The organism is Lentilactobacillus kefiri (assembly GCF_007989105.1).
In the GTDB taxonomy this organism is placed as follows: domain Bacteria; phylum Bacillota; class Bacilli; order Lactobacillales; family Lactobacillaceae; genus Lentilactobacillus; species Lentilactobacillus kefiri.
Window position 1 is genome coordinate 1 of sequence record NZ_BJVK01000025.1, and the last position, 12,276, is coordinate 12,276.

A 12,276-nucleotide genomic window follows, 5' to 3' on the forward strand; every position below is an offset into this window, starting at 1 on the left:
CTAATACCATCGTTGTAATGGCTTCATCTTCGAAAAGGGCAGCTTTGTCTAGTGCGTATTTTTATGCTCGATCTGAGCATATGTCCAAGCGGGCAATTTACCATCAATTAATTTCAAAATACGGTGATGGATTTTCAAAACATGCAGCAAGTTATGCCGTTCGTCATCTTCATGGAATTAGTTGGAATCGCAATGCCTTAAGATCTGCCCACTTTTACCGTCACAATGAGCATATGTCTAAAAGGGCAATTTATTATCAACTCATATCATCATATGGAGATATGTTTACCCGTTCTCAAGCACGCTATGCAGTTCACCATCTATAAAAATAAGTTGGACTGTTTCTCCCTGTTATGAACTTTTATATTCATGGAGTAGCAGTTCATTTCTTATTAAATAGGCGGACGATGGAAAATTAAGCTTTGCAATTTATTGTGTGTTTTTGAGTATCCCAGATTAATTTAATCATTGTTGTGATTTTAAGCAATCTTGATCTCCTCTAATTTAAGCATATTTCGTGACAAGTTGGCTGATGAGGAGTTTGCTAAAAGGCTATATTTAAATGGGAGGTTTACGATATGGAATATGATCAATTGATTAAAGAATTAACTGATTTTCGAAACAGTCGTGGCTGGAATCAATACCATACATTGCCAGCATTAGCACGTGCAGTGGGTATCGAATCTGGCGAACTAAATGAATTGTTTCTATGGGATATGGAAAATGATAAAGAGTTTTCTGATAAACAAAAGCATGACATGGAACTTGAACTGGCAGACATACTGACATATTGCTATTATATGTGTGATAAGTTGGGTGTTCAGCCTAATGACATTGTCCAAGAGAAACTGGATATAAATAAGAAACGTCACTGGAAATTTGATAAGTAAGGTTGAAAGGTGTTTACGATGAGTGATATTGGTTACCCCATTATTGAAAAAATTAAATATGACTCCCAAGCCACTGACAATCTCACAGATGTAATCGATGGGGATAAGCTTAAACGCAGATTACTGATGGAGTATCCGACGGTTTATATTATTTATTCACCGATTAAATCTGGTGGTTATAAAGTTTATGTTGGTGAGACCAATGACATTGAACGTCGGACTGAGCAGCATTTGAATGAGGACCCTCGGGTAAGGGATGATTGGCGTGAGCTTTCGAAATCCAAGGATGCACAAATGTTTGTGATTGGTCATGATCATTTCAATAAATCGTTGACGCTTGATATTGAAAATCAGATGATGCTTTTTATGCTTGGCGTTCCCAGTGTGAAAAGACTCAATAATCGCCGCGAAAATGAACAAAATGAATATTATACATCTAACGAAAAAGATAAAATCTTTTCTCGAATTTGGCGTAAGCTTCGCGGCTTTGACAAGAATTTATTTCCTGTTGAAAGTATTATACGAGACTCTGCGATTTTTAAGGCGTCACCATTTCATAACTTAACAACTGAACAAAAGAATGCAAAAGATATTATTGTTGATAAGGTAATTGATGCATTGCTTTCAAAGAAAAAGGGCCAACTGATTTTGGTTGAAGGGGAAGCCGGTTCTGGGAAAACAGTTCTTTTGAGTACGATCTTTTATTTAATCAGTACTTTGAAAGACGACGGTAGCCCACTTCGACAAGGATTTGATCACTTAAAGAACTATGTTTTGGTTAACCATGATGAGCAGTTGAAGGTATATGAAGATATTATCGATAAGTTGAATTTGAACTATCAATATGATGATGTTGTAAGTAAGCCCACTCATTTTATTAACTCGCACGATGAAAGTGATCCTGCCGATGTTGTGCTGGTTGATGAAGCTCACTTGCTGTGGACTCAAGGTAAACAAGCATATCGAGGTCAGAATCAGCTTGATGACATTTTGAAGCGCGCCAGAATTACGGTTGCAATTTTTGACCGGAACCAAATTTTGAAGACTGAGGAATATTTGGAGCCCCAGCAAATTCAAAATATGGAAGAAAAGGCAATGAAGCAGAATAATCTGATTATGTTGAGTAATCAGCTACGCATTGACGCCAACAAAGAAACAATTGAATGGATTAGAGATATTACTGATAAAAAAATAATCAAAAAAATCCCGCAAGACAGTAAATATGACTTGAGGATATTTGATGATGCCAAAGAAATGTATGAAGCAATACGAGATAAGGCTTTGGGAGATCAAAAGGCTGGGCTATCCAGGATTCTTGCTACTTTTGATTGGAAATATAACGGTAAGAGGAAACCAGATAATGGCGGTTATTGGATGGTAACTGCCGGAGATTTGTCGTTACCATGGAACCTGCAGCTTAAACCCAAGGGTAGCCGTTCACTGAAAAAGCTGGCTTGGGCTGAACAGGAACAAACACTTGATGAAGTTGGTTCAACATACACTATTCAAGGCTTTGATTTGAACTATTGCGGTGTCATTATTGGTCCATCTGTTAAGTACCGCAATGGACACGTTGTTTTTGATGCAGATGCCAGTGAGAATACCAATGCTATTCGAAACCGTACATTACATGATGGCAAAAAGCGGAAAGTTGCCAGTCAGTTGCTTCCTAATGAGTTGAATGTTTTGCTTACTCGTGGGGTTCATGGGCTATATATTTATGCGGTTGATGATGAGTTGCGCAAAGCGATGTTGAAAGCTGATGAAGATTGCAATAGATTACATAGGTGATTTGTAATAGAGGGTGTGAATATGAATTCCATTGATCCAAATGATTTATTGAAATTTGGTACTGCTGTTATTGCTGCAAAAGCGCTTAAGGAACCACTAGATACTTTAAACGACCTTTGGTTTAACATCTTTGGGTACAGAGTTAAGAAAGCACGAATCAAACATGAATTTTATCTAAAAGAATACAAGAATGAATTAGAGGCTAATTTACAAGCGATACCAAGTGATAATATTCAAAACCCAAAACTGTCAATTCTAGGGCCGGCTTTGGATGCATCTCAGTACTATATTGATGAGCCTGAGCTTAGAAAGATGTTTGCAAAAGTTGCAGCGGGGGCATTTGACAATTCTAAAAATAATAAGATACATCAGTCGTTCGTTCAATTTCTGACGGAGATGTCTTCGAACGATGCTAATTTACTTAAGTATATTTCGGGAACTCGAGAACATGCTGTACAGGGCATCACAATGAACGTAGGATCACAAATTCCTATTATGGAAATGTCATATACAGACGGAGCAATGGAAAATGGACACCGGTCGAATATCTTACCCTCTGTTGTGACCGAGGTGTTATCAAGTCCTGGGGTTAAATTCTCATATAGAGATGGACAAGTTAGTATGGATACCTTGTTAAGGATGAACCTAATAGAAGTAGATTCTTATAGTCTTGTAAAATGGGCAGGGAAACCGCTTGACGAGGTGTTTAGGGTTAATGACGCTATTGATGATTTTCAAAAGGATCATAATCAAGCGATTGACGATTTAAAAAAACAGTTACAACCAGCGGAGTCAAAGCAAATTGATGAGAACACAGTTGAAATTGAAGTTCAAATACCAACGGATACTCCAAATAACTTAAAAGATGCACTTGGCCACCTGCAGAATATGCGATTGAATAAAACATTCAGAACCGTATCTTTAACAGCTATTGGTAAAAACTTCTGTGAGATAGTTTTTGGTCAGAATTTCAATTAGCGAAATATACTAAACAATTAAGGCATAAATTCAGCAAATCAGAGCATCCTTTTGAGGATGCTTTTTTAATTAAAAAATAAATGCAAAACACAAGACATTACACCCCATATACGGTATTATATCAATATAAGTACAAAATACTTTTATTTTATCTAGTAACAGAAAGAAGGAATACTCATGCGCAGTAAAGATAAAGTTCTGGGCGTGCTTTATGGTCAGGCCATTGGTGATGCAATGGGAATGCCATCGGAACTGTGGCCGGTGGAGAAGATCCGAGATCAATTTCATGGCAAGATCACCACTTTTCTTGATGGGCCTGATAATAATGATATAGCTAAGAACTTCAAAAAAGGCCAGTATACCGACGACACCAATCAGGCACTTGCAATACTGGATGGACTAATTGAAAATAATTGGCGGCCTGATTCAAAGATTTTGGTAAAGCATATCATGGCTTGGGCAGAGTCTGTTGGTGCCTGGGAGAACAATATTCTTGGACCGAGCAGCAAAGCAGCGTTAACAGCTCTTAAAGATGGTAAGGATCCACGTCCCATCACGGATCAGGCACTAACTAATGGTGCTGGAATGCGGATTTCACCAATTGGTGCATTATTTAATCCAGAAGAATTGGAGCGATTGGTTCACATGGTCTTTGAGATAACTAAGATTACTCATTCTAGTGACGTTTCAATCAGTGGGGCCTCCATGATAGCTGGAGCCGTAACAGCTGCCATGGCAGATCAAAATTGGGATGACGTGATTGATTTTGCGCTACGAGCTAATGATGTTGGGTTCAAGTTTGGCGCACCAACATGGGCAGCCAAGACACGTGACCGCCTTGAATTGGGCATCAACATTGCTCAAAAAGACAAAGGTTCAGATGAAAAGTTCAGTCAACACATTTACAACTTGATCGGTACGGGAACAATGATTTCTGAGAGTATTCCGGCAGCTGTTTCAATAGCATATTATTGTCGAGATGTGCAAAAATGTGCGTTGATGTGTGCCAACCTTGGTGGTGATACAGACACAATTGGTGCAATGGCAACCGCAATATGTGGTGCAAAAAATGGTAAAGTATCGATCCCATCAGAATGGATCAAACTGGTTGATCAGCAAAATCCTCAGCATGATTTCAATGAGTATGCGGATAAAATTTTACAATTCAAATAACAAATTATGGGGTGAAATTCATGGATGATAATATTATTAAGATTCCAGATTCAGAAAAGACATTAACTGCTGGCAAACTTTTCTACAATTGGTTTGCTGCCAATATCGGTATTATGGGATTTGTATTTGGCGCAATGATTGTTAGCTATCATTTATCATTTTTTCAAGCCATTATTGCATCGTTTGTTGGGGCATTGTCTTTCGCAATCCCCGGTTGGGTTGCCATGATCGGCCAAAAGGAGGGTGTAACAACCTTCAAATTAAGTCGGGCAGCGTACGGAACTCATGGCAACAAAATTCCTAACGCAATAGCCTGGTTCAATATGGTGGGTTGGCTTGCGGTCAACGTGATTACAGGAACTTTGTTGCTGGTATCATTATTCAATATTATTAATGTGAAAAAGTCTTCAGTTACGACAGCCATTGCGCTTGCCATCTTTGGCGGGTTAGTAGTTCTATCTGGTTTATTGAAAGAAGCCACGTTAGCAAAAATTCAAACTTGGTTAAGTTGGATATTTGGGATTCTAACAGTTTTGATTCTTGTATTGTTTCTTATTAAAGCAAAATGGCAGGAAGCATTTAGCCTTCCATCTGGAAGTTGGATTACTGGTGTTTTGCCTGCTGTCAGCATTGTTGCTGCTGGATCCGGAATTTCCTGGTCAATGGCTGCCGCAGATTGGGGAGCCTACGTTACCGAGAAAACGAAACCATCTGCCACTTTTTGGAATACTACGATGGGCGGAGCAGTACCATTGTTTGTGTTGATGGCTGGAGGAGTGTTGCTGAGTACAATTGAGCCTTCATTGGCAACGACTGGAGATCCATTTGGCGTTATGTATTCGGCACTACCTGCATGGATTGGTCCAATTTACTTCCTTGTTGCTGCTGGGGGTCTGATTCCGCAATGTATTATTTCATTTCGTTCTGCACGGATTAACTTGGCAACAATTGGTATTAATGTCACCCAACGGACATCTTTGATTATTCATGGTGCCATTGTATTAGCGATTCCAATCTATGTATTGTTCATATCAGGTAACTTTCTCCGTAACTTTGAGTTGTTCTTGAACTTCTTAGGGATTTGCTTGGCAAGTTGGGTGGCAATATTTTTGTGCGATAGTGTGATGTTCAGATCAAAAGGTTATGATATTAGCCTACTTGAAAATGATTCAAAGACTCATTTTAATTGGCGTGGAATTATTTCCTGGATATTGGCCACAACAACTGGATTCTTATTCACTAACAACGCTGTCTGGGATGGTCCGTTTGCACATGGTATCTTTAGAAATAATAGTTTAGGCGTCTTTATTTCAGCAATTATTGCGATTGTTTGCATGCTTTTATGGAAGGTTGTCGTTCCAAATAAGAAGGTGGCATAAATGAACAAAACATTAGTGATCGGTGCAGCATTTGTTGACGTGTTGATGGATGTTCCGAATTTACCAACAACTGGTGAAGATGTAAGTGGCAAGCTACGGGCGAATATTGTTGGTGGTTCTGCTTTTAACGTTTATGGTGCAATTAAGTATGCTGAACAGGATGTAGATTTATTTGTTCCGATTGGCAAGGGACATTATGCTGATTTGGTATCAAAAGATATGGTTAAAAAAAGTATCAAACCCCTTCTAAAAGTTGATGGTGCAGATAATGGTTGGGATATTTCATTTGTGGAGCCGGACGGTGAAAGAAGTTTTTTGACTGTTAATGGAATTGAACAGCTTTGGCAGCCTGATTGGTTCAAAAAAATTAATATTTCTGATTATGACGCGTTTTATATTAGTGGTTATGAAATGGAAGATGAAAAAGCTGCACGTGTCATTTTGGATGCATTGGATAAACGAGAATCTAGTGCTGTTGTGTTATTTGATGCTTCACCACGGATTGAATATATTTCTGATGAGACAATTCAGAGATTGTACGATAATCATGTTATTATACATTGTAATGAAGACGAAATTGATCATCTGGTTCCTGGGGTTAGCAGCTTAGAGCTGAAGTGTCGTCAGTTATTTGAAAAAACGCACTCGCCCGTTATTTTGACGCTTGGTAAACAAGGTGCCTATCTTTGTGAGGGTAAGTATTCACAGATGATCCGTTCTATCAATGTTAAAGTGGTTAATACGCTTGGAGCGGGTGATACGTTCTGTGGTGGTTTTCTGGCTGGATTGAGTCAGGACATGAGTGTTCAAGAAGCTGTTCAGGAGGGAAATGAGATTGCTGGACTTGTTGTTGGTCAAGACAGTGGGAGCTTATTGGACAGATAGTAGAATATTTGTCAGTAACAAAATAAATCAGCCAAAATTTTCCAGAATCCGTAATTGTCATTTGACTGGGAAGTTGAGGCTGATTTGTTTGGAGCGATTTTAAAGCTTATTGCTACAAATGTACATTAATCGTGGCTGAAACATTCAATAAAAGTTCGCATTGCCATAACTTCAAAAGAATACTATCATTAGGACGTGGATTTTAGGAAAATCTGCTTTTTAATACTATTTGGAGGGGTTTTATGAGAAATAAGAAGATACTTCGTTATGCAATAATTGGGGTTGCATCTGCCTGTGTTGCCATAGCGACATTTGATAATGGGGATTCAAAGGTTATTACCTACCCAAAAAGTGTAACGGTTCATGCTGCCGTGAAACAAACTGTCACTGATAATTATGCTCGCGATGATATTCAATCCATATTCAGTGCAATCCAAAATTCGTCAGATCCTGTAAAAACGGATAGAGTACTAACTGACGAATATAATAAGTTGTCGAAAAATTTGACAACACTTTACGCTGCACCTATTACATATCAACCAGGTTACAATGCGGATTATGGCCCTGCACATGCGATGACTATTGCAGATGTTCTTCATGAAATGAGTTTTTCGCCTCAAAATATTGATCAGAACTATGATTCATATTTGGAGGCTGGGGGTGAAAATCTTTCAAATGATGGCAAGTCAGCAGGTATGGGGGACGCTTCATTAGATAGAAATGGAGCCGAAATTATATATAATCGATTTATCAACCGCCTTTCACCAGCAAATCAGTTAAACGTGAAAACGGTTTGGGAACATGTTCAAAAAGATGACACATATGAGTCATTGGAGAACGATCTTTCTTCGTTATACCAGGCAATTGCGGATGGAATTAGTGCCTGGGGTGAAAACGTAGTAGTTAAAACTAACGCCGACTCTGATTCACTTTATACCATTAAGAATGATAAAAAGGCTCATAATCAATACATTGCTCTATATATTCCACAAGAAAAAATTAAGCAAGTCATTGGTCGTGCTTACAAGCTTTACAAAAAGAATAGGAAAGGAATTATCAAATCCAATATCTCGGTTTATATATTTTACGTTTTGTTTGCAACGTATAATTCAGAGAAAGGCCAAGACTTGCAGAAAGATACAACTGACGGAATAAGTGCTGCACATTATTATGATTACGAGTATGTTAAATCTTCTGGTGGGAAGACTACTTATAACCAGGCAATGCGGTTTCTTAAAAGGGCTTATTCCTATCGTGGCAGACAAAATATTGCCATCAAGGGATATTATTTTAACCATAAGCATCCAACTTTGAAGCTTAGCAAATGGGACGGATATATAACGGATAATAATTTGAAACTGAAATATAATCCTTTTTAAGGTGTTGAATAAGATAGGTTAGCAAATATGCAACCCTACTTAATTCGTGTTTGACATTGTTAGTATTTCCTAATCATGCTTTTTTACCCAACCTTTACCCCAAATCAACAATAAATTTACCCACCCAATGTATCCTGAGCATGTAGGAATCTTGCATTCCACAGGCCATATACATTGGGAGGGTATTTTATGTTTTTTACAAAACATTCACAATTGATGAAGCTGATGGCAGGTTCCTTTACCGTCATTTTGACTGGTTCTGCATTGCTCACTAGTCAAGAATCCGTCCAGGCAAAATCACAGGCATCTACCAAGCTTGAGAAGTTGCTTGCACCGCACAAAGCCAGTTACGGCTACTATGTTGATCAATATCTCTTAAATCGAAAAGAAAATGATTCGCCGGATACTAATCCATCGACGGCATTATTTAATAATACATTTGCTAAGTTCTATAAGGGAGATGGCACTAAGCTAAACCCCAAGATTCTTCAAGAAAATATTGATAAATCAGTTAAAATTTCTGAAAATGTCACACCAGCTGAAGAACTCCGGTCATACATCACTGATCGGCAGGACAGTCCTTATGATGTGATTCGAGGATTGGGGCCATACGCTGAGGCTTTCATTGAGAACTCGAACGCCAAGACTCTGTTCTATAATTTACCGACTAGCGAATTGCCAGCTGACACCAAGGATGATCCAGGATCAGGCATTACTTGGGCTGATGAAAAATCCAAGTTGGGGTCAATGGTTGACTTGGTGGATACGACTGCACTTTGGTATTATTCCTCATCTGGAAACGCCAAGCAGTTCTACAAATACATTCGGCCCTTCCGGCAAGATCCGCGTGTGCAGGTCAATCCGTATTTGAAAGCGGCTTTTGATGCCACACCTCAGAACGATTATGATTTTCCAAGCGGTCACACAACCCAAGCCTGGGAGACCGGTTTATCGATGGCCTACGCCTTTCCAGAGCGTTTCCAACAACTGGTTACCCGATCATCTGAAGTCGGCTATGATCGAATCCTGGTGGGTCGACATTCACCTCTGGCAGTTATGGGTGGCCGAATCTTGGGAACAGCGGTTGCTGCATCTGTTTTGAATAATTCGCAGAATAAATCAATTGCTAATAAAGCTTATCAGAATGCCCAAAGTGTCTTATTGCATTCAAAGGTTACCAAATCAAAGGATGATTACAAGAACTACCAGACTAATTTGAAGAACTTTGAATACCGCATGACATATGGTTACAAGCCAATCTCTTCCACCAAGGAAAAGATGCGCGTACCAAAGGGTGCCGAAGTTCTCATTCAAACCCGTTTTCCATATTTGAACGCTACCCAACGTCGAGAAGTTCTATACACAACCGGATTTAAGTCAGGCTACCCAATGGGCCAAGATACTGAGGGCTGGGGCCGATTGGACTTGTTTAAAGCAGGTGCTGGATTTGGCAGCTTGCTGGGAAACACAACGGTTAATATGAATGCAAAACGAGGGGGATTCGATGCTAGTGATACTTGGCGCAATAATATTTCTGGTAGTGGTGCGCTGATTAAGAAGGGAACTGGAAGTTTGACTTTGGAGGGCGCCAACTCTTATAAAGGTGGAACGTTTATCAAGGACGGCACGATTATCGCTGCCAATAAAGATGCCCTGGGATCTGGCAATCTTAAGTTGAGTGATGGAACTTTGAAGCTATCTACCAAAGCTGTGAGTGTGAAGGGCAATTATACTCAAGGCAAAAAGGGCACAGTCAGGGTTAATGGTAATAGTCGAATTGTTGCCAAAGGGACTGGCCGTCTTGGTGGTAAATTAGTGATTAACTTGAAGTCTAAACCGTCTAAGAAACATGTGCTGTTTAAGTTTAGCTCACGACATGGTAAGTTTGCTCACGTTACAGTTTCTGGTGGGTATAAAGGCTGGCATGTGGCTTATACGAAGAATGGTGTTGAGTTGGTAAAATAATCAAAATATGTAAAAGCGAAGGAAGACTGATTGTATGATCAAGTCTTCCTTCATTTTTGTATGTTTGTTGGAGTGCCTTAAAGTTGAATGATTTGGTTGATTAATTTTTGACCTCGCTCATTGATGGTTGTAGGATTCCATTCAGGATAACTGGTAAGATCTTTTGTTAACATCACAAGAGAGTCTTTGTATCCATTGTTTCTATTGGGTTCTCCAGATTTTTTCATCTGAAAATTCGAATTTTTCAGTGATGAATTATCTGGCCCATACCAAAGCGTCAAATTTCCTAACTGCCATAGAGAATTTTTGAAATTTATGTCATCCGCTGACGTACAACCCCAGTCTGAATAATCTTTAGGAACTTGTGGCATTATATGATCCAAGTGTATTTTGGAGTTGGTGGGAAGTAGGTCTCCACGTTCCTTACTATTGTTGAAAGTGTTCTCGATGATACGTAGCAGTGCTTTGGCAAACTTTTCGTCTTTACTGAAGTCAAAGCTTTCCATTGCACTTTGTATTTTTTTATCGGTTAATCGTTCAGTAATCGCATGCTCGTTCAAATAGTCTATCGAATCACCAATATCCCGACTCTGAACAATTTTTGATGCCTCTTGCGCGAATAACTTTTCTAACCAATTGGTTCCCCCACCAACAATTTTGTTTCGTAGAAGAATCCTTTGTATCATTGAAAGAGCGGTACTAAATTCCTTTTGGGTTGCTTCAATCTTGAATAGTGCGAGCACCATTGGATAATAAGCGTGAAAGTTAAGGGCGTTGAGTTCGTTAATGATGGTGACTGATTTATTTCCAATCTGGTCTGTAAATGAATCATCAATTGGATTTACACCATTGAGCTCTGCAAATTCATCGGATAGTTTTCCGATATCATATGAAAAAGTTAATATTCCACTAACATCATTTTTAAATTCATCAAGGACTTTCCGATATAAGTTTCTTTTAGTTGCAAATTGATGTTGAGAATTCCAAAGATACCGGATGTAATCAGTTAGGTCTTCTGTTTGGAGATTTTGTTGGGCTAACTGCCAACTATCTTTTAGTCTGGTTCCTTCAGTTTGTGTACGAGCCCGACCAAAAAAGTTACTCTTAATTAAGTCCGCAGAAGTTAGATCTTTTCCACGGGCATTTAATGTTTGAAATATTTGAAATGCGTTTACTTCATCTGATGTCAATATCTCTATTACAAAAAAGTGATTGAGTAAAGTATTGTACAAACGCATAACGGTGTCCTCAAGTCGTTCATTACTATTTTGAGAGCTTTTTATAGATTCAAGAATTTGGTTATACGCATGTGCCATGATATTTTGAGTCGGCTTTGTGCCCTTTTTTCTAGTGTCCCTTTTTTGTTTTACGTCTTCAACTTTTTTAAAGTCTTTAGGTGTTTGAATTTCTTCTCGGAAAAAGTTACTGCCTTCTCCTTTTTGTAAAAGCCGTAAACTGCTGTCATCCGTGGTATCGCCTATATAATCCTCAATAATTTTTACAACTGTTCGGCTATTTTTGTCTACTGGCCCCTTGGAGATTGCTGCCAGTAGATCACGAACAACTGCTAAAAAGATGGTAATTGTTGTCAGTCTTTGTTGTCCATCAATTATTTGTTCGCGAGGATTATTATCGTTCTTATCAACAGCAACTATGGGGCCAAAAAAGTATTCAGATGTTTCTTCACGATGGCTTTCGTCCTCGAGATCGTTAATAAAATCTCCAACTTGGTCTTGCTCCCACGAGTAGCCACGTTGATAGTCAGGAATTGTTGCTCTTAAATCCTCTAAATAATTTTTAATGTTTTTTCTTGAAGGATAGAATTTTACCATTACA

General features: G+C 38.8%; 10 protein-coding genes. 9 read left to right on the forward strand and 1 reads right to left on the reverse strand.

From position 1 onward, the window contains the following. From LKE01_RS08450 to LKE01_RS08490, 9 genes are all read left to right on the forward strand, one after another. Positions 1-326 (forward strand): Ltp family lipoprotein (locus LKE01_RS08450; protein ID WP_146979220.1); only part of this gene is annotated, 326 nt, incomplete at its 5' end. A gap of 252 nt (positions 327-578) precedes the next feature. Next, entirely contained in the window at positions 579-890 is a 312-nt protein-coding gene (locus tag LKE01_RS08455) for a nucleotide pyrophosphohydrolase (protein ID WP_054769392.1), read from the forward strand. Positions 891-908: 18 nt separating this feature from the next. Further along, positions 909-2,681 carry a DUF2075 domain-containing protein gene (locus LKE01_RS08460; RefSeq protein ID WP_056982878.1) on the forward strand — a complete coding sequence of 591 codons (1,773 nt, stop codon included), beginning with the start codon at positions 909-911 and terminating at the stop codon, positions 2,679-2,681. A 21-nt stretch (positions 2,682-2,702) separates the two neighbouring features. Further along, positions 2,703-3,659: a DUF4393 domain-containing protein gene (locus LKE01_RS08465; protein WP_056982876.1), complete on the forward strand. Its 957-nt coding sequence runs from the start codon at positions 2,703-2,705 to the stop codon at positions 3,657-3,659. A 177-nt stretch (positions 3,660-3,836) separates the two neighbouring features. Then, positions 3,837-4,832, forward strand: a complete 996-nt coding sequence (locus LKE01_RS08470; RefSeq protein WP_056982874.1) for an ADP-ribosylglycohydrolase family protein — start codon at positions 3,837-3,839, stop codon at positions 4,830-4,832. A gap of 20 nt (positions 4,833-4,852) precedes the next feature. Continuing rightward, complete coding sequence (locus LKE01_RS08475; protein ID WP_057961377.1) at positions 4,853-6,211, forward strand: purine-cytosine permease family protein; 1,359 nt, start codon at positions 4,853-4,855, stop codon at positions 6,209-6,211. Beyond that, positions 6,212-7,096: a PfkB family carbohydrate kinase gene (locus tag LKE01_RS08480; RefSeq protein ID WP_056982873.1), complete on the forward strand. Its 885-nt coding sequence runs from the start codon at positions 6,212-6,214 to the stop codon at positions 7,094-7,096. It abuts the gene before it with no gap. A gap of 242 nt (positions 7,097-7,338) precedes the next feature. Further along, positions 7,339-8,475 (forward strand): hypothetical protein, encoded by a 1,137-nt coding sequence (locus LKE01_RS08485; RefSeq protein WP_056982871.1) that lies wholly within the window; start codon positions 7,339-7,341, stop codon positions 8,473-8,475. 189 nt (positions 8,476-8,664) lie between these two features. After that, positions 8,665-10,440 (forward strand): phosphatase PAP2 family protein, encoded by a 1,776-nt coding sequence (locus tag LKE01_RS08490; protein WP_054769387.1) that lies wholly within the window; start codon positions 8,665-8,667, stop codon positions 10,438-10,440. Positions 10,441-10,517: 77 nt separating this feature from the next. On the opposite strand, the gene LKE01_RS08495 is transcribed toward LKE01_RS08490, so the two are convergent. After that, a complete protein-coding gene (locus LKE01_RS08495) occupies positions 10,518-12,272 on the reverse strand; it encodes a DUF262 domain-containing protein (RefSeq protein WP_056982869.1) in 1,755 nt (584 codons plus the stop codon). Positions 12,273-12,276 lie beyond the last annotated feature (4 nt).